The sequence below is a fragment of the Bifidobacterium sp. W8103 genome, assembly GCF_016100775.1.
Taxonomy (GTDB): Bacteria; Actinomycetota; Actinomycetes; order Actinomycetales; family Bifidobacteriaceae; genus Bombiscardovia; species Bombiscardovia choladohabitans.
In genome coordinates this window covers 758032-776822 of sequence record NZ_JACFRV010000001.1, presented here as the reverse complement: position 1 = coordinate 776822, position 18791 = coordinate 758032, and the positions used below count along the sequence as shown (strand labels likewise).

Here is an 18791-nt window from a genome sequence, read left to right as displayed (position 1 = left end):
TGAGCTAAAATGTGGATAATTATAGTATTACTTATTAAGAGTTAGAATATCGGGTATTTGTAGTTAATGCCTTATTCAATTTGCTTTTGGATGGCTGGGTTGACTTTTGAAGATTTGCCCTTATTCTAAAACCTGTCAGAGTTCATACAACGAAGTAGTTGATGTAAAGACTGAAAGGTCGAATCATGAACAATGATGTATTGGGAATGCAGTCTCTTGATAATGAGGAAGTAACGCCTCGGTGGGTTAGTGTTGTAAGCGTTCACTGCACCTGGATCTCTGGATGGTCTTGGAACTGCTAAGGGTTCACTAACTACAGTAATCTGTATTCTGCTAAGTCGTGTCTGGGACCCATATATAAAGAGCTGTTCTACGGGCTATCGAGACGATTTGTCCTAAAAGCACGATCCTGATGGTCACCCATCGCGACAGAACCGCCGCGTTATTTGATAAGACCATCATTTTGGAGAATCATAGTATAAGAGTTAATTAAGTGCAATAACTCGTATGCGGGGGGAGTTCGCAGTTGCATTTATAAGGAGTCAAAGATGATTGTGTTAAAAGCCGAGCATCTCTGGAAAGAATTCGACAGTGAGCATGGCCAGCCTACGGTCGCAGTCGATGATGTTTCACTCGAATTCAATGATGGGACTATGACTTCGATAGTCGGACCCTCAGGTTCAGGAAAATCAACGTTGCTCTACTGTCTTTCAGGGTTGATGCCGGTTGATAAGGGACAGATAGAATTATTCGGACATGACATTGTAAATGGAACGCCTTCTCAGAATGCCAAACTTCGCCAAGGCAATGTTGGTTTTATTTTTCAGGCCTTAAATCTTGTATCGTCACTGACTGTACTCGAGAACGTTCTCATTTCTGCTCAGTTTGCCGGTTTGGAAATAGACGTGAAGCGAGCTGAATCTATTCTGCAAGCGATGGGACTGGCTAATTATATTCATGACTATGTTCTCAATTTGTCTGGAGGGCAACAGCAGAGGATTGCTGTAGCGCGTGTGCTCTACCTCCAGCCAAAAATTGTCTTTGCTGATGAACCGACTGGAGCTCTTGATTCGGCTAATGCTTCATTTGTCATTCAGCAACTGCGATTTCTGGCCGATCGGGGTTCTGCTGTAGTAATGGTGACACACAGTCTGGAGGATGCAAGTGCTTCCGATTTTTCATTGGTGATCCATGATGGCCGTTTGACTCATCAGATTGTGAAACCGACAGAGGAAGAGCTCTTTGCCTTGGTAGGGAGGAATAAGCGATGAAACGTTTTATTGCTCATTTGGCTTTGCAAGAGGCAAAAGCAACCTCTCACACCTGGCTCGCCTCTTTGTGCCTGTCTTTTGTATCAGGTCTTTTGATCTTGTCTTCCTTGTCGTTCATATTTTTCCCCAGTCAAGCACGTGCGAAAAACACCAATGCGGTTTCGCTGTCGACACTCGAAAAATTCTCGGGACTTGGGGAAGTTTCCTTAATTATCTATATGATACCGGCAATAGCCATCACTGTTATTGTGAATAAGGCTGTGATAGCGCGTTTGCGCCCTCGACAAGCTGCTATCTTTTTGACCGGGGCGACGCCTAAGCAGATGGGTTCAGTTTTCCGTTGGCAAATCGTCATCGTTGCGATCGCCGGTTATATTGCAAGCTTACTCGTTTGGGCAGTGTGTTCGCCTTTTGTTATGTCCAAGACATCCCTATACCTCGGCGGCGGGCGTATACAATATCACTTCGGTGCTATGGAACTATTGCTATCCGCGGTCCTTATTCTTATACAAACATTTATGAGTGCCTGGATAACTACGCGAAAATTCGCCGGCACTCTGCCAATTGAATTTTTGGCACAAGCTCAAGCTGAGGGGAAAACAACAGGGCCTCTTCGGAAGATTATAACAGTGCTGAGTTTTGCCCTTTTGCTCGGCGCTGCTTGGTCGGCCTATAAAATGGTTCATGATGCCGTCCCCTTGTTTGCTAGCTTGACCAGCCGCAGTGGTGACATGATGGCTGATATATGGTCTGCCTTTACTTTTGTACCTGCGCTGCTGACCTTGCCGTTTATTATTTTGCTTGTCGCTGGTGGGCCAATTTGGAATACATGGATCATCCGGCTGTTGCATTTGGCGTCTTCATTTGAACACCCTGCTTCCAGGTGGTGGATGGTTGCCACCAGGCAGGCGGAGCGAAGACTGTCGACCTCTTCGGCAGCTGCTATGCCCTTGGCTATTGGATTTACGCTGCTCTTCTTGTTGTTGATGAGCAATTCTACACAGAAAAATGTTTGCACCATTTATGAATGCCCTCATAAGCCTGACTCGATAGGTCAGTTTTTGATCGTTTTCCTACCCACAGCAGTGGTGGTATTAGTTGGTATTCTCGCCATTGTAGTTTTGACAAATCAAGAGCAAAGACACGATACTAGTGCAGACCAATTAGCAGGTCTGATACCATCTGACTCTTATAAAATTACTTTTTGCGAAACACTTGTACTTGAAGTCATCATCGTTGTCCTTTCGCTGATACCGATGGGATTAACTATAGGTTTTACTCAAATATTGGCTGCTTCAAAAGGATACGACGCAGGGATAGTAGGAATTAATATCCCTGTGGTGGTGACTTCTTATTTGGCAAGTTTTGTAATTTTGTCAGTGCTTTTATGGGGCCAAACTAGATTTAGTCTTCAACATCCGCTCTATCAGACGCAGGAATGATAGTATACCCCCCCCCTATTTCAGTAGGGATTTACCCCTAGTTCAAACAACGGTTGATAGGGTAAAGGTTACTTCGGATAACTGCCAAAGGCAGATCGCCTGAGTCTAGTCGTGAGTCATCTGGTTATTGTTAATCTTGGGGGAGGGGGGGTTGCGCGTAATAAAGCCGGAAACTAGGCATTGATAAGCCTATCGGATCCACGCAGATAGAGAGCGGGCTTGTTTCCCTAAATTGAAGAACGAATCGGTTTATATGACTTGTCTGTATGCCTAGCAGAGGAGAAGAAGTATGTCTTTCTATCCGGGATTCGGTTGATGTGAACTAGGCAAGCATCTGCTTCCGTCACAGAAGTTACACGGGACATATGCTAATGCATTCGGAATGCAGATTGCAGATTGACTGCTGCGGATTTACCTCAAGGGTTGAGCTGAGGGTAGTCGAAACCCCGACCTCTTCGATGCGAACGAAGCGCTCTACCAACTGAGCTACAGCCCCATTCGTTGCCCGACCGTAGCCGAACAACAGACTGTACTGTATCGCAGGGTGGGCACAAACGCAATCTGGACGGTCTGTGCCATGGCTCCGTGTTACAAACCCATGGCTCGGTTTCCGCGGCTGCCGGATGGGTTGTCGTATTCAGTCGCTGGGGTTCCCGTCCTGCTTGCTTTCCCCGAGATTGTCCCGGTCAGCGGCAGTCTGCGCGGATTGGGCCTTTTTGCCCTTGCCTGCCCTGGCCTTGATCAGCCCGATGACGACCGGCAGGAGGATGTCCAATGCCATCCCGCTGGTGGGGTCGTGTGCGAAGACGCCGGCTGCGAACAGGAGGGAGTCGCCGGGCAGAAAGGGCATGAAGACCACGCCCGTCTCGATGAAGATGATCAGGAAGATGAATGCATATGTGGGCACCAGTCCCATGGCAATCCACCCTGCGATGGCGCTGCGCGGATCCTTGAGTAGGTTGATGAGCCAGTGTATGAATCCCATATGCCAAAGACCGTCTGCATGGGTCAGGCCATGGTTCCCTCGCAGCTCTCCCGGAGTTGGACCTTCACGGGGAGTTCGGTGGAAATGGGCGGTTCCTCCGGTGAGTTCAGACGCCTGACCAGTGTGGAGACGGCGGCCCGGCCCAGTTCGACCATGGGCTGTCGGACCGTGGTCAGGCGGGGCTGGGAGACGGAGGCCTCCTTGATTCCGTCGAACCCGGTGACGATGACCTGGTCGGGAACGCTTACGCCCGCATCAGACAGGGCCCTCAGTACCCCAAGCCCCATCTGGTCGTTGGCGCACACCAGGGCCTGGGGGAGGGTGCCCTGCCTGACCAGGCTGGCAGCGATCTGATAGGCGACGGACTGCGAGAATTGCCCTCTGTAGATCGGCGCGGCCGAGGGTTCCAACCCCTCTGACCTCAGACCCTCACAGAACCCTTCGTAGCGTTTGCCATTGTCTGGGGAATCATCCATGCCCGCCATGTAAGCCATCCGCTGTACCCGGTGTTTCTCGAACAGGTGCCTGACCAGGGTGTACATGCCCTTGCGGTTGCTCACGCGGACCAGATCGAATTCGCTTTCCTGGTTGAATGGAGCATTGGCGATCATGACAACGGGCAGGCGTTTGCGCAGGAAGGCCAGGACGCTGTCAGGCACGGACCTTGCCAGGACAATCAGACCATCCACCTTTTCCGACATGGTGCTGATCAGCTGGGGGATGTCGTCACCCTTCCCCCTGAGGCCGATGCTGACCATGAGGCTGAGGCCCTGCCGCCAGGACTCCAGTTCGCACCCCCTTAACACCTCGTCGAAGTAGAGGGAATCCGTATTGTCTTTCTGATCGTGGGGTGGATCGACGACGATGTCGGCGGCATCCTCGCTGACCAGTTCGAAGTCGCTGATCTGGTCCAATTGATCGATGTTCGGCAGAAAAAGGCCTATGGTGTTGGTCCGCCGGGCGGCCAGGCTCCGTGCGCTGCCGCTGGGGAGGTAGCCCAGGAGGTTTATGGCTTTGAGCACAGTCTGTCTGGTCTCGGGCCTCACCATCTCCGGTGTGCGCAGGACCCTGGAGACGGTGGCTATGGATACGCCGGCCTCGCGGGCGACATCGTACACGGTCGGTTTCCTTGCCATCCTCTTTCCTTTCTTTCATACATCCCATACAGCATATCATCGAAACGTGCAGTTGATTGCAAGATTTGATAGCGCTAACATTAATGCTCCTTATCTGGGAATATAGGTAACTATATAAGTAAATGAAGGAATCCCCACGCTTAAAAACTTCCGATTGGAATGATTTGCACATTTAAATGTAAGCGCATACAGTAGAGAGCACGATGGTTGATCCGGTCCGGTCAGAGGATGCCGTGCAGGTCCGGGAACCCACCCGTGCATGCGCGTGCCGACTACACCCCGATAGCAGAGGACGGATTTGGCCCGTGAATGTCAATGCAGACAAAGGAGACATATGAGACGGAAAACAGTGGCGGTGAGGATCCTCGCAACATTGGTTGCAGGGGCCACCCTCCTGGGACTGGGGGCATGCGGAAGTAAGTCCGAAGCAACGCAGGAGGCTGCCGCAGGCAATCAGATCCTCTTCGGCGGTGACAGTGGCAGTCCAACTTTCACCCGTAATTTCAACCCATTCTCGACCAGCAAGAGGATAGGCATCAACTTCATCTACGAACCCCTCGAAGTAGTCAACAGCCTCGACGGGACCTCAACCCCCTTCCTGGCCAGCGGGCACAAGATCGTGGACCCCAAGACGGTGGAGTTCCAGATTCGTGACGGGGTCAAGTGGAGCGACGGCAAGCCCTTCTCGGCGCAGGATGTGGTCTTCACCTTCAATCTGGTCAAGAAGGATGCGGCCATGGACTCCCTGGGGGTCTGGCAGCATATCTCCTCCCTTGAGGCCTCAGGGTCCAAAGTGACCTTCCAGTTCAAGGACAACGATGTGCCTGCGGTGTCGATTGTCAGCCAGCAGAACATCGTCCCGGAGCACATCTGGAAGGATGTGAAGGATCCCCTCAAGTGGACCAATGAGAACCCCGTCGGGACTGGCCCGTATAAGTTGGGCACCTTCAAGCCCAATCAGTACACCCTGGCGAAGAACAAGGACTACTGGCAGGCCGGAAAGGTTGCGGCCGACACCATCGTCCTTCCCGCCTCCAACAAGCAGTTGGACCTGGTCAACAAGAAGTATGACTGGGCCTACTCCTTCATCAACAACGTGGACAAGACCTGGGTGGGCGCCGACAAGCAGCACAACCACTACTGGTTCCCCCCGGGGGGCACGGTCTCCCTTTACCCGAACCTGACCAAAGCCCCCTTCAGCGACGTGAACTTCCGCAAGGGCCTCAGCTATGCCCTTGATCGCGACAAGATCGCCAAGGACGCTGAGGAAGGCTATGTGGATGGTGCCACCCAGACCGGCCTCATCCTGCCCAACCATGACAAGTGGGTCAACGATTCCATTCCCAACAAGGGAAAGGTCTCCCAGGACGAGGCCCAGTCCCTCGAGTACTTCGCCAAGGCCGGCTACAAGAAGCAGGGCGACCAGTTGGTGGACTCCAACGGCAAGCAGCTCGAGGTCAACATCACCGTGCCCAGCGGCTACACCGACTGGCTGCGCGGGGTGCAGACCATGCAGGGCCAGTTGACCAAGCTGGGTATAGCCGTCAAGCTCACCCAGCCCCAGCCGGCCGCATACACGCAGGCGCAGAACAACGGCGACTATGATCTCCTGATCTCCTCCTTCGGAGGCACCGGCAGCGTCTTCCAGGACTACAACGGCCTGCTCAACAGTGAGTTCGCGGTTCCCGTGGGTCAGTCAGCCAACGCCAACTTCGAGCGTTACAAGAACCCCAAGGCCGATGAACTCCTGGCCCAGCTCAAGCAGGCGGCCGATGAGAAGTCCCAGAAGGCCATAGTCGACCAGCTCCAGCAGATCGTCTACGACGATGTGCCGGTGATCGGTCTCTTCTACGGCGGTCTCTGGGGCCTGTTCAGTACACGGAACTACACGGGTTGGCCCAGTGAGGACGACCCCTACACCTCACCCAGCACCTGGACCCAGTCGGTTCTCATGGTGGTAACCCATATCAAGAAGGCCTGAGAGGCCGGGCCCATCAGGGCAGAAGAGGAGCGGGCTGGTTCGGTGGCGGTCCTGCCGGGCCGTCGGGACGGCCGGTCCCTCCTTGTCTGCCTACTGGGCCGCCCCCCGCCCCTGACGGATGAAAGGTCGTCACGTGCGATATTTTTTCGGGAAAATTGGTCTATTCTTCGTTACCCTCTGGGCGGCCATAACCGTCAACTTCCTACTGCCCAGGATGATGCCTGGATCACCTGCCGACGCGGCCATAGCCAAGTTGTCCCAGAACGGGCCGGTCACCCCTGAGGTCAGGGCTTCCATAGAAGCCCAGCTGGGCATGCCCAAGGGCAACCTGCTCAGCCAGTACTGGCAGTATCTGGGGGATGTGGTCCACCTGAACTTCGGCGTCTCATACAGCAACTTCCCGCAGAATGTATCGGACCTGGTGGGGGCTGCCCTTCCTTGGACCCTGACACTGGTGGGGCTGGTCACGATCGTCTCCTTCATCATCGGGACTGCACTCGGGGCCCTCATGGCCTGGAAGCGGGGGACCGCCGTGGATGTGACCGGTACGATTTCCAGCTCCTTCCTCTCGGCCTTCCCCTCCTTCTGGCTGGCCCTCATGCTCCTCTTCTTCCTCGGTTACAGGGCCGGCATCTTCCCGACCTCCGGCGCCTACTCGTCCACCGCGATACCCAACTTCTCGATGGACTTCATATCTGACGCCGTGGAGCACTCCATACTGCCGGCACTGACCATCCTGCTGACCTCCCTGGGCAGCTATGTGATGGGCATGCGCAACACCATGATCAACACATTGGGTGATGATTACGTCACCTTTGCCGAAGCCAACGGCCTGCGCCAGCGGACGGTCATGCTCAAGTACGCGGCCAGGAACGCCCTCCTTCCCAACCTGACCTCCTTTGGTCTGGTCCTGGGCGGCGTGGTCGGCGGTTCCCTCCTGGTCGAGCAGGTCTTCAACTATCCGGGGGTCGGCCTCCTGCTCTATCAGGCCGTGACCAACCAGGACTACCCCCTGATGCAGGCCATCTTCCTGATGATCACCATCAGCGTGCTTGTGGCCAACTTCATCGTGGACATTCTTTACGGGGTCCTTGACCCGAGGACGAGGAGGTGAGGGCGATGACGAACAGCATCGTCAGCACAGGGATGCAGACTTCCGCACAAGGGGATGGGAATGACCCCCAAGGGCCGCAGGCCCGTACCGCCAGGGACCGGAATCCCGTCCTCCGGGCCCTGGAGGTGATAGGCAAGGGGTTCGGGACGGTCTGGGAGGTGCCCAAGGCCAGGTTCGGCCTGGTCCTGTTGGCCCTGATCGTCCTTTCGGCCCTGTTCGCCCCTTGGCTCAGCCCCTATGACCCAAAGGCCGGCGATTTCGAGGCCAGCATCGGACCCAGCGCCCAGCACTGGCTGGGTACCACCAGCAACGGGCAGGACGTCCTCTCCCAGCTCCTGTGGGGCGGGAGGGTCTCTGTCATGGTGGCCATGGTCTCCGGTCTCCTATCCACCTGCATCGCCGTGTTGGTGGGCCTGAGCTGGGGCTACATCCGCTCCTTCGCCGGGGAATTCGTCGGTTTCATCGTCAACCTATTCCTGGTCATCCCCTCCCTCCCACTGATGATCATCATCGCCGCCTACCTCCAGAACGGAGGCATGAGCGTGATCATACTGGTCATCGTCCTGACCGGTTGGGCCTGGGGGTCCCGGGTCCTGCGCTCGCAGACCCAGTCCCTGCGTTCCAGGGACTTCGTCACTGCAGCGGCCTTCAGCGGGGACAGCTCTTGGCGGATCATCTTCCATGAGATCTTCCCCAACATGCTCTCCCTGATCATCAACAACTTCTTCGGTGCGGCCACCTCCGGCGCTCTGTCGGAAGCAGGCCTGGAATTCCTGGGCCTGGGCGACTCGACCACGGTCAGCTGGGGCACCATGCTCTACTGGGCCCAGAACAACAATGTGATCCTGACCGGCCAGTGGGCGCTCCTGCTGGCGCCAGGTCTCATGGTCGCCCTCCTGGCGGTCTCCATGACCTTCATCAACTTCGGTGTGGACCGCCTGAGCAACCCCCGTCTGCGTGAAGGGAAGGCATGATGGAACTGCTACGTGTCGAGAACCTGTCCGTCGAATATGACAGCCCCGACCAGGAACCGGTCAAGGCGGTCGAGGACGTGAGTTTTTCGCTGGACCAGGGTGAATTCGTGGGCCTGGTCGGTGAGTCGGGGTCGGGCAAGTCCACCCTGGGCTTCGCCGTCACACGACTCTCAAAGCCGCCGGCCCGGATTAGCAAGGGGCGTGTGCTCTTCGGGGGCAAGGACATCACCACTCTCAGCCAGGAGGAGCTCCGCAGACAGCGGTGCGGCGGATTCGCCATGGTCCTCCAGTCGGGCATGAACGCCTTGAACCCGGTGCGGACCGTACGCAAGCACTTCGTGGACATCTACAAGGCCCACGGGAACGTGGAGAAGAAGGATTACGAGGCGCATTCCAGGCAGCTCGTAGAGAAGGTAGGTCTGCAGGACTCCGTGCTTGACGCCTACCCGGGTGAACTGTCGGGCGGCATGAGGCAGAGGGTCTCCATATCCCTGGCCCTGGCCTTGGAGCCCAAGCTCATGGTCTTCGACGAGCCGACCACCGCCCTGGACGTCCTGGTCCAGCACGAGGTGATGGGGACCATCCGGGAGCTGCAGAAACAGGAGGGCTTCACCGCCATCCTGATCAGCCACGACCTCGGTGTGGTCCTTGAGTCCACCCAAAGGGTCCTGGTCATGCACAACGGACGGATTGTGGAGGATGCCCCCAGCGAGCGGATCCTGACCGATCCCCAGGACGACTACACCAAGATGCTCCTCAGCCATTATGGTGATCCCAGAGCCGAACACGTTTCAGTGCCCGGCTTGAAGCCTCGCGATGAGGCCGAGGCCTCAGGCTCGGTTGGTGGAACCACTTCGCAGACCGACGATGAGGAAGATATGACGGTCACGGTGACCGGCGTCTCCAAAATCTACCCCTCCCGCAAGCGGGGTGAGGATTCGGTGACCGCCGTCGACAATGTCTCCTTCACCCTCTCCCCGGGTCAGTCCTTGGCCCTGGTCGGGGCATCCGGATCCGGCAAGTCCACCATAGCCAAAATGCTCACCGGGGTGGAAAGGCCGACCTCAGGCAACATCACCCTGGGCGGCAGGCGGGTTGATCAGATGAAGCGGCGCAAGGATCTGAGGTCCCTGCGTTCCGACATTCAGATGATCTTCCAGGATCCCTATTCGGCCCTCAACCCCCTCCACACGGTGGAGTACACGCTGACCAGGCCCATCCTCAATTACACGGACCTGAGGGGGGACGATGCGCGCAGGCGGATGTTGGAACTGCTGGACACGGTGGGCTTGACCCCTGTGGAACAGTATGCCGCCAAACTCCCCCACCAGCTGTCGGGAGGGCAACGCCAAAGGGTGGTCATAGCCCGGGCGCTGGCCAGCAACCCCCACGTCCTGGTGGCCGATGAACCGGTCTCCATGCTGGACATGACCCTGAGGGCCGGAATCCTGGCCCTCCTTGACGACCTGAGGGTCCGGTTGAACGTGAGCATGCTCTACATCACCCACGACCTCCTGTCGGCCCGACTGATCACCGATTCGATCATGGTCCTCAACAAGGGCACGGTGGTGGAGCGGGGACGGACGGCCCAGGTTCTTCAGCATCCTGAAAACGACTACACGATCAAACTGCTCGATGCCATCCCCAGCCTGCGCACGCAGGCCTGAGGGCAGAAAGCCACAGGAGAAACAATGATATCCCACCATGTCGTGGACAGGGGTGTGCCCTTTGGCGACCTACCCCTGCCGGAGAACATCGAGCCCATGGTCATACATGCCCCCGTGGGCGACCTGACTGCCCTCCATGCCCCCAAGGGGGTAAGGGGGGTGCGGGGAGTGGCCATGATGATTCCCGGCTTCACAGGTTCCAAGGAGGACTTCTACCAGATCAGTTCCATCCTGGGAGAGGATGGTTGGGATGTCTGGTCCTACTCGCAGAGGGGGCAGGCAGACTCGGTGGCCCCTGAAGGGAGGAAGGCCTATGACAGGGGGGCCACGGCCGGTGATGCCTTGGATGTAGCCCGTATCCTGATCGAGCACACCGGGGCCAAACGGGTCCACCTCCTGGGACACAGCTTCGGCGGGGTGGTGGCCCAGGCGGCCCTCCTGGCCGACCCTGACCTCTTTGCCAGCTTTACCCTCATGTCGTCCGGCCCCCACGGTTGGCCGGGCCGGAAGGCGGACCTGCGCCAGCGACTCCTGGACCACCCTGGTGGGGATCTGTGGAGGCTGGATAACCCGGACAGGGCCAGCCTGCCGGACGAGGAGCTGAATCCGCAAGACAGATTCCAGCGTCTTCGGGCAGAGCGGACCAGCCGGGACCAGCTCATCGGGACCATAGACCAGCTGGCCGATCTGCATGACAGAACCGAACAGCTGGCTGCCACCGGCCTGCCCATGATGGTTTTCCATGGCGAGCACGACGACTTCTCCTGGCCCCAGGACTGGCAGGCCAGGATGGCCCGCCTGCTGGGCGCGCGCTACGAGGTGGTTGCGGGTGCCGGCCACTGTCCCAACATCGACAGGCCTGAGGAGACGGCGGCCCTCCTGGACGACTTCTGGACTTCTGCACAGAGCGAACGGTGAATTTCAGCAGGAACAAGCCCATCAGCAATGAAAGCGGGGAAGATGAACACAGAGACTCCACGCGGCAAGTCTCCCGATCGGGGCGCAGGTGACGGCGAGGGAGACGGGGACCGGATGCGGCGGCCCCAAGGCATGACCGTCGAGAGAGGGGACTTCTCGGCTTCGTTCAACTTCAACGGGGACCTGACACTGATCAATGCGGGGGGCATCCAGGTCACCCAGTTCAGGCCAGGCATCCATGACCGTCCCCTTGCCGGTCTCTGGCTCCGCCGCCATCGGGAGGGGCGGATCGATTCCATCCAACTGACCGGATCAAGTTCCCGGGCCTCCTTCGATCCAGCAGCCGGCAGCCCAGTCTGGGAGGGGAGGGACATGGGCGTCCGTTGGCGGGTTCGACTTGTTCCAAGCGCCATATCGCCTGCGCTTTCCCTGGCTCTTCCATCAGGTGGCGAAGGCGGCGGGACTGGCAGGGGGGCGTCCTGGGCCTGGGAGGTGTCGGTCACGATCGACCAGGGTGACTCGACTTCCGGTATTGAGAGGCAGGAATGTGATGACGCCGTCTTGCCTGACGATCTGTGGGACCTGGTTTCCGCCCAGGACCTGGCCTTGGTGGAGCCGTCCATGGCTGCCGGCGCCGAGTCCTACATCTCCCAGTACATCGCCTACCATGTGCAGGACGTCCCCGATTCTGGCAACGTCCTGTCAGCCCGGCAGACGATGGGTTGCGCCCCTCGGCTCCCCCTGTACGTCACGGGAATCTCACAGGGGTGCAGGGCATTCATGACTGACGGTTACGACTTCTACGGGCTTGGTGCGCGTCTGGACGGTCAGCCCGCGGCCCTCGGCGATGCCGACTGGGACCGGGGGGGCGTAGACCAGTATGAGTTCGCCATGGCCTGCCTCCTCTCTCCCAGGGCGCCGTTGACCCGGGGAGGCCTCACCTGGCAGGTGTGGAACACGGCACTGTCCGATTACAGGGGTGACCTGGGCAAGGCCTGCGCCGTCTGTGCAGAGGCCTTTGAGCAAAGTCGGAGTCGTGCAGACAAGACCGAGGCCGATGACGGTCCGTCCACCGGCTCCCACGACACCTTACCTGCCTCTCCCGTTGCCCCGCAGGCTGAGTCGGCAACCTCATTCCTGGTCTCTTCCGCACTGCTGAATGGCGACTCTCTGCCTGAGGATGAGTTCAGCCAACTGGGCGGAGGGCCCGTCCGCCAGCCGGAGGCGGACCAGACAGGTCATCTGCTCTCTTACTTCGGAGATGATGTCTGCCATGTGGTAAGTGCACGCAAGGAACTGGAGGTGGACCGCTCCCACGGGCAGATTCTCCTGTCCGGCAACCCGGATACCGACCCGTCACGGCCCACCATGGCCGCCACCACCTACGCCGGGGGTGTCTTCGCTTCCCAGGTGGTCCTGGGCAACACCAACATGAACCTGCTGGTTTCCGTCCAGAAGACCGGTCTGGGCCTCCTTCGCTCCCGGGGGGTCCGCATCCTGGTCCAGGTGGATGGGACCTGGCGCCTCCTGGGTGTTCCTTCGGCCTACATCATGGATTTGGGCGGATCCCGCTGGGTCTACCGTCTGGAAGGCAGGACCCTGACGGTGTCCACCATCGCCCACCTGGACAGGGCCGCCATCGACATCCATTTGGAGGCCGACGGTCCGATCCGGGCTCTGTTGACCGTCAGCCTGGACGATCCATCCACCTGGATCCGGAGGTTCTCTCCTGCCGATGTCGCCCGGGGGATGGTGGGGTCCATTTCCCTTACCCCTGCACCGGGCAGCCTGGCGGCTGAACGTTGTCCGGGACTGAGCTATGTCATCTCATCGCCCGATGCAAGGGCCGGGGATGACGGTCCCCTCTTCGAGCCGGGCGCAGGGGTCCACGCCACCGATCCGGCCATGGTCACCTTCCTGTCGGACGGGGGCCAGGCCCTGTCCGTCACCATCGCCGGATCCATGAATGGTGGCGCAAGCGAGGAGAGCACACCCGATACGGCCCCCGCCCCCTCCGAACGGGAGCTCCTCCATGCCCATTACCTGGCCATGACCTCTTTCATGCAGGGACTGCATGTGGCAGGGGAGGGAAGATTCGCCGAATTCAACGACCTCCTGCCCTGGCTGGTGCAGAACGCCCTGGTTCATTTTCTGTCACCCCACGGGCTAGAACAGTATGGGGGCGCCGCCTGGGGTACACGGGATGTCTGCCAGGGGCCTCTTGAACTGGCCCTGACCTTCGGTCATACCGATCTGGCCCGGACCATCCTCCTCAAGGTCTTCGCCCACCAGAACCCCGACGGCTCCCTGCCGCAGTGGTTCATGTTCGACCAGTATGCGGACTTCTACCAGCACGATTCCCACGGGGACATCCCCGTCTGGCCCCTGCTGGCGCTGGCTGAGTACGTCGAAGCAGGCGGTAGGTTGGACATCCTGGATGAGCCCGTGGCTTTCTGGCGGGATGATGCCACCCACCCCTGCGCATCAGTGGGACCAGTTGGAGATGCAAGCCCGGTCAGTCAAGGTAGCCCCTCTTCCGGCCTGCCCACGGTGGCCGACCATCTTGCCCGGACGCTGGACTATATCCAGTCGCATAGGGTCCCGGACACCGACCTCTTCTGTTATGGCGAGGGGGATTGGGACGATACCCTGCAACCGGCCCAGGAGTCCATGAAAAGACAGATGGCCTCCACATGGACCATCGCCCTCCTCTACCAGGCCTGCTGCGGACTGCAACCGCTCCTTGAGGCCGCCGGCCGGACCGACCTGGCCTCCCGCTTTGCCGGGGAGGCCGGCAGAATCAAGGACGACTTCGCCGATAACTTTATATTCCAAGGGGTCCTGGCCGGATACGTCAATTTCGTCGATGGGCAACCCCGCCCGGTCATACACCCCTCGGATACCAGGACCAAGATACGGTACAGGTTGATTCCTATGACTCGCTCCATCATCGCTGGCCTGCTCACACCTGACCAGGAGGCGGACCATGAGAGAATCATCGAAGGCAATCTTCATTATCCGGACGGAGTCAGGCTCATGGATTGCCCGGCCTCCTTCCATGACGGAGTGACCAGGGTTTTCAAGAGGGCCGAACAGGCCGCCAACGTGGGCCGGGAGATCGGCCTGATGTATACGCACGCCCATGTGCGTTACACGGAGGCCCTGGGCCTACTGGGCAGGACACGCCTGGGTCGGGAACTCCTAAGAATCAGCCCGGTGGGCCAATTCCGCCGCCTGCCTACAAGCGAGCCCAGGCAACGCAACTGCTATTTCGCTTCGTCGGATGCCGACTTCCCCGACCGATACACGGCCGCCTCCCAATGGTCGAGGCTCAAGGAGGGGGCCAAGGACCCCGTAGGTGTGAGGGGAGGATGGAGGATTTATTCCTCCGGCCCCGGCATCTACTGCCGACAAGTGGTCCAGCACCTCTTCGGCCTCCAGCTGCACGATGGGCTGGTTGTCTTCGACCCGGTCCTGTCCCAGGAAGATGACGGACTGGAGGTGACCATGACCCTATTCGGCCAGCCGCGTACCATCCGCTACCATGTGGCTGGTGGGCCGATCGCTGGACCAGGGGACACCGGCTCAGAGGGTACAGGTTCGGACCGCTTGAGGGTTGAGGCCGATGGACACAGGCTTGAGGGCCGGATCCTGGATCTGCCTTACCGCAAGGGCGGATTGGTTGTGACGCAGGGCCAGTTGGCCGGAGCTGACCATATCGACATCTACCTCACAGTCGACGGACAGACCGTAAAGTAAGTGCCGACACCCATGTCTACAAGGGAGGTGGCTGGGCGGTCAGCTGTTCGGCAGCAGGTCGTCCGCCTGCCTTTCTCGGCCAAGTGGGCAGGGTGTCTGTGTACGCAGAGCGACAGTCTGCGATTTGCGGGGAAGTCGGTGTCGCTATCTTCGCGGCGTCGTGCACCTACCGGCAATCGAATCGCGTAAGGGAATCCAGCTATCTGGAAGGTGCAGGCAGGGTCAGCCCGCCAAATCCAACAAGGAAGGTACATAACATGCCAAGGCCTACATACACGTTTCCACAGGACTTCCTCTGGGGGGCGGCCACGGCTGCCCACCAGATAGAGGGCAACAATATCAATGCCGACTGGTGGGAGCGTGAGCACCGGCCGGACAGCGACCTCAGCGAGCCTTCGGGGGATGCTGACGACAGCTACAACCGTTACGCGGAAGACATATCCCTCCTGGCCGACAGCGGATTGAACACCTACCGCTTCTCAGTGGAGTGGGCCAGGGTGGAGCCTGAGGAGGGGTTCTTCTCCCAGGCCCAGCTCCTACACTACCGGGCCATGATCGAAGCCTGCCTCCAGGCCGGGGTGACCCCCATGGTCACCCTGAACCACATGACCCTGCCCCGCTGGCTGGCCAGGCGGGGGGGCTGGCGTAATCCTGCCTCCGCAGACCTCTTCGGCCGGTACGTGGAGCACCTCATTCCTATTCTGGAAGGTGTCACCTGGGTCTGCACGATCAACGAGCCCAATATGGTGGCTCTGACCCAAGGGGGGCAGGAGGGCAGCGACATGGCTGCCGCCTCCCTACCCACCCCCGATCCGGGCATCTCCGAATCCCTGGTCAAGGCCCACAGGAGGGCTCGGGCAGTCCTTTCCCGCCGACCGGGAATCAAGTCCGGTTGGACCATTGCCTGTCAGGATTTCCAGGCCCTGCCGGGCTGTGAGCAGGACATGGAGGAGTACCGCTACCCTCGTGAGGACTTTTTCACCCAGGCCGCACGAGGCGACGACTTCATAGGGGTGCAGGCTTACCTGCGTACTTTCATCGGCCACGACGGCCCCCGACCGGTCCCGGAGGATGCGGAGAAGACCCTGACCGGCTGGGAGTATTACCCTGCCGCCCTGGGGGAGGCCGTGCGCCACACTTGGCGGACCGCCGGGCACATCCCCATCGTGGTCACCGAGAATGGAATCGCCACAGCCGATGACACTCGGAGGATCGACTATACCTTTGACGCCCTGGCCGGCCTTCATCAGGTCATGGATGAGGGTGTGCGCGTGGAGGGTTACCTACACTGGTCACTCCTGGACAACTACGAGTGGGGGTCCTACAAACCCACCTTCGGCCTGGTATCCGTGGACCACGAGACCTTCGAGCGTCATCCCAAGCTCTCCCTGGCTTGGCTGGGTCAGGTGGCCCGTTCCGGCATCCTCGCCCATCCCCGAGGCTAATACAGGCATGAGCGCCAACGTTCGGCCCCGAACCGACTTCGTATCGGTCCGGGGCCGGACGCTACCACATACCGCTCTTGTGCCTACTGGTCTGCCGGGCGCGATGCCCCTGCCTGTACGGAGCCGGATGAAATGGTCATCGGGATGATGATCGAGGAGCCGTTGAAGAACTCGATGGTCACTTCTACGGTTCCATCAGTCACGCTGGGGTCGGAGAAGAAGTTCCCATTCAGGGTGAAGGTGCCGGCCCTCCTGTCACTGGAGAAGGCTGAACCGGCTTGGAGATAGGACCACCAGGAGGAGTTGGGGCCGACGGCCCGCCCGTATTCCTTGGCGGAGACCCTGCGGACGGCGTTTCCCTCATAGTCCATGGGGAGTGTGATTCCGCTGCGCTGGCCCACGGCGGGCGAGGAGGTGGCCTGCCCTGCTCGAACCAGATACTCATGCCAGTCGGCGCCGGCGGTGAATGTGAGGGTCAGATCGGCCAGCTGACCGTAGGACGGTGCCTTAGGGGCAGACAGGATCCGGTTCAGGTAGGAGGCGGTCAGGGTCACCGTCTGGGAGAAAGCGTCGTAGGTGTAGTCGGAACCGGCCTTGAGGCCCTTGATCGAGTTGAAGGAGTTCCCGTTCAGGGTCAGGGGAATGGTCAGTCCCGATTGAGCCTTGGAGGCAAGATAAACAGTGTCGGGACCCGTGGCATAGGAAGAGATGGCGCCCATGGCCGCCTGGAGTTCGGAGCCGATCCGAGCGCTCTTCCACCCATATGGGGCCTGACGTGAAATCATGGAGCCGTTGTCCCAGAGCATGAGCCCAATTCCGCCCTGGCGGGCCATCTGGTTCATGTAGTCGTAGTACTTGAGTTCCTCCCCTTCCTGGAGCACGTCGCTGCCCGTGTCATAGCCCAGGAGGCCGTACTCGCCAATCACCGTGCCGATGCCTTGGCTGGTCAGGTTGTCCTGGATGGTCCTGAAGGTGGCGGCGGCCGAGGTCCTGGCCGTGGTCGGGCGGCCCTGGTTGTCGGTGCCGATCCTCTCGTCGAAGCCGGTGATCCCCAGGTTGGCGCTGTAGAGCCACTCACTGTAGTAGTGAACCGTGGCAGCGAGGTATGGATCGTTGAAGCCCTTGATCAGGGAGGCCAGATGCCTGGTGTACTCGTCGGAAGGGGTGGTGGAAGGGGTGGGCATGACGATCATGCGGTGCTCGTTGCCGGGCACGGAGCGGATGATGGAGCGCGCCTCCGTGTTCAATCTGTCCAACTTCTCCTGGGCGGACGGGTAGTCCCAGGTGTTGAACTGGGGTTCGTTGATGGTCTCGAAGGCCACCTTGTCCGACTCGTCGGCGAAGGTTCTGGCCAGCTGTTTCCAGAAATCCGAGAACATGACCTCCTCCTTGGCCCCGACCTGCCCATTCCACTGCTTCAGCCAGATCCAGGAGTCATGGTGGATGTTGACCAGGACGTGCATTCCCAGTCCGGTCGCCTGGTCGACCACCTGGCGATACCGATTGAGCCAATCCTTATTGATCAGGTAACGGTAGCCGTCCTTGTTGGCCGAGCCCAGGTCCTGGTATCGCCGGTAGACGGTCATGGGAATCCGGATGCTGGTGTAGCCCTTGTCCTTGACGGCCTTGAGCAGGTCGGGGGTCACCTTGGGATTCCCCCAGGCCTGTTCGCCCTGATCGGGGGAGGACCAGTTGGTGTCCACCGCATCGAAGGAATTGCCCAGGTTCCATCCCCTGCCCATCTCCTTGGCGAACTGGAGAGAAGGCGTCAGCCCGGTCTTCGGCAGGATGGTAGTCGAGGCCGTGATGTTCTCTGGGTCTGATTCGGTGCGGGTTTGTGTGTCCGCGCTCGCCGCAGGTGCCAGGACCAGCCCCATGGCGGTCAGGGCCGTTGTGGCCGCGGTCAGGGCCGGACCCCACCCTGTCGTTCCCGTCTTGCATGTCTTCGTGATAAATGATCTGAATCGCTTCATCGTCAATTCAATCCCCTGTTCCATGACTGGGCAGGCTCTGCCTGCAGGACAGGACCTGCCGGATGTTGCCTGTGTGGTGCGCTGAGTATGCAGCTGCGCGGCACAATCCGTATTATGTCGCCTTAG

Annotated in this window: 11 protein-coding genes, 1 tRNA gene and 1 pseudogene; 9 read left to right on the top strand and 4 right to left on the bottom strand. The window is 59.1% G+C overall.

Annotated elements, in window-relative coordinates:
• Positions 1 to 548 precede the first annotated feature (548 nt).
• Together H3U90_RS02930 and H3U90_RS02925 are read left to right on the top strand one after the other, a co-directional pair.
• On the top strand, positions 549 to 1271 hold the full coding sequence (locus tag H3U90_RS02930; RefSeq protein ID WP_198176976.1) for an ABC transporter ATP-binding protein: 723 nt from the start codon (positions 549 to 551) through the stop codon (positions 1269 to 1271).
• The gene (locus H3U90_RS02925; protein ID WP_198176975.1) at positions 1268 to 2713 is read left to right on the top strand and encodes an FtsX-like permease family protein; all 1446 of its coding nucleotides are present in this window, start codon (positions 1268 to 1270) and stop codon (positions 2711 to 2713) included. Before H3U90_RS02930 ends, H3U90_RS02925 begins: the two co-directional genes overlap by 4 nt.
• Before the next feature lie 423 nt (positions 2714 to 3136).
• Here H3U90_RS02925 and H3U90_RS02920 read toward each other — a convergent pair.
• From H3U90_RS02920 to H3U90_RS02910, 3 genes and pseudogenes are all read right to left on the bottom strand, one after another.
• Positions 3137 to 3210: transfer RNA gene (locus tag H3U90_RS02920), tRNA-Ala, on the bottom strand.
• A gap of 254 nt (positions 3211 to 3464) precedes the next feature.
• A pseudogene (locus H3U90_RS02915) lies at positions 3465 to 3698 on the bottom strand (DedA family protein); the annotation flags it as partial.
• 23 nt (positions 3699 to 3721) lie between these two features.
• A complete protein-coding gene (locus tag H3U90_RS02910) occupies positions 3722 to 4834 on the bottom strand; it encodes a LacI family DNA-binding transcriptional regulator (RefSeq protein WP_198201706.1) in 1113 nt (370 codons plus the stop codon).
• 334 nt (positions 4835 to 5168) lie between these two features.
• Here H3U90_RS02910 and H3U90_RS02905 point away from each other — a divergent pair, with 334 nt between their 5' ends.
• The 7 genes from H3U90_RS02905 to H3U90_RS02875 all read left to right on the top strand — a co-directional run bounded on the left by H3U90_RS02905 (position 5169) and on the right by H3U90_RS02875 (position 16692).
• On the top strand, positions 5169 to 6815 hold the full coding sequence (locus H3U90_RS02905) for an ABC transporter substrate-binding protein (RefSeq protein ID WP_198176974.1): 1647 nt from the start codon (positions 5169 to 5171) through the stop codon (positions 6813 to 6815).
• Positions 6816 to 7029: 214 nt separating this feature from the next.
• Positions 7030 to 7929 carry an ABC transporter permease gene (locus H3U90_RS02900; RefSeq protein WP_232341294.1) on the top strand — a complete coding sequence of 300 codons (900 nt, stop codon included), beginning with the start codon at positions 7030 to 7032 and terminating at the stop codon, positions 7927 to 7929.
• 5 nt (positions 7930 to 7934) lie between these two features.
• A complete protein-coding gene (locus H3U90_RS02895) occupies positions 7935 to 8903 on the top strand; it encodes an ABC transporter permease (RefSeq protein ID WP_198176972.1) in 969 nt (322 codons plus the stop codon).
• Complete coding sequence (locus H3U90_RS02890; RefSeq protein ID WP_198176971.1) at positions 8900 to 10570, top strand: ABC transporter ATP-binding protein; 1671 nt, start codon at positions 8900 to 8902, stop codon at positions 10568 to 10570. The genes H3U90_RS02895 and H3U90_RS02890 overlap by 4 nt, the downstream gene beginning before the upstream one ends.
• A 24-nt stretch (positions 10571 to 10594) precedes the next feature.
• Positions 10595 to 11488, top strand: a complete 894-nt coding sequence (locus H3U90_RS02885; protein ID WP_198176970.1) for an alpha/beta fold hydrolase — start codon at positions 10595 to 10597, stop codon at positions 11486 to 11488.
• 42 nt (positions 11489 to 11530) lie between these two features.
• The gene (locus tag H3U90_RS02880; protein WP_198176969.1) at positions 11531 to 15247 is read left to right on the top strand and encodes a hypothetical protein; all 3717 of its coding nucleotides are present in this window, start codon (positions 11531 to 11533) and stop codon (positions 15245 to 15247) included.
• Positions 15248 to 15504: 257 nt separating this feature from the next.
• Entirely contained in the window at positions 15505 to 16692 is a 1188-nt protein-coding gene (locus H3U90_RS02875) for a glycoside hydrolase family 1 protein (RefSeq protein WP_198176968.1), read from the top strand.
• 83 nt (positions 16693 to 16775) lie between these two features.
• Here the strand turns inward: H3U90_RS02875 and H3U90_RS02870 are convergent, their stop codons facing one another.
• The gene (locus tag H3U90_RS02870; protein ID WP_198176967.1) at positions 16776 to 18665 is read right to left on the bottom strand and encodes a cellulase family glycosylhydrolase; all 1890 of its coding nucleotides are present in this window, start codon (positions 18663 to 18665) and stop codon (positions 16776 to 16778) included.
• Between the last annotated feature and the right edge of the window lie 126 nt (positions 18666 to 18791).

Coding starts and splice junctions, on each gene's coding strand:
- H3U90_RS02930 (WP_198176976.1), top strand. CDS start 549: ATGATTGTGTTAAAAGCCGAGCATCTCTGGAAAGAATTCGACAGTGAG.
- H3U90_RS02925 (WP_198176975.1), top strand. CDS start 1,268: ATGAAACGTTTTATTGCTCATTTGGCTTTGCAAGAGGCAAAAGCAACC.
- H3U90_RS02910 (WP_198201706.1), bottom strand. CDS start 4,834: ATGGCAAGGAAACCGACCGTGTACGATGTCGCCCGCGAGGCCGGCGTA.
- H3U90_RS02905 (WP_198176974.1), top strand. CDS start 5,169: ATGAGACGGAAAACAGTGGCGGTGAGGATCCTCGCAACATTGGTTGCA.
- H3U90_RS02900 (WP_232341294.1), top strand. CDS start 7,030: ATGATGCCTGGATCACCTGCCGACGCGGCCATAGCCAAGTTGTCCCAG.
- H3U90_RS02895 (WP_198176972.1), top strand. CDS start 7,935: ATGACGAACAGCATCGTCAGCACAGGGATGCAGACTTCCGCACAAGGG.
- H3U90_RS02890 (WP_198176971.1), top strand. CDS start 8,900: ATGATGGAACTGCTACGTGTCGAGAACCTGTCCGTCGAATATGACAGC.
- H3U90_RS02885 (WP_198176970.1), top strand. CDS start 10,595: ATGATATCCCACCATGTCGTGGACAGGGGTGTGCCCTTTGGCGACCTA.
- H3U90_RS02880 (WP_198176969.1), top strand. CDS start 11,531: ATGAACACAGAGACTCCACGCGGCAAGTCTCCCGATCGGGGCGCAGGT.
- H3U90_RS02875 (WP_198176968.1), top strand. CDS start 15,505: ATGCCAAGGCCTACATACACGTTTCCACAGGACTTCCTCTGGGGGGCG.
- H3U90_RS02870 (WP_198176967.1), bottom strand. CDS start 18,665: ATGAAGCGATTCAGATCATTTATCACGAAGACATGCAAGACGGGAACG.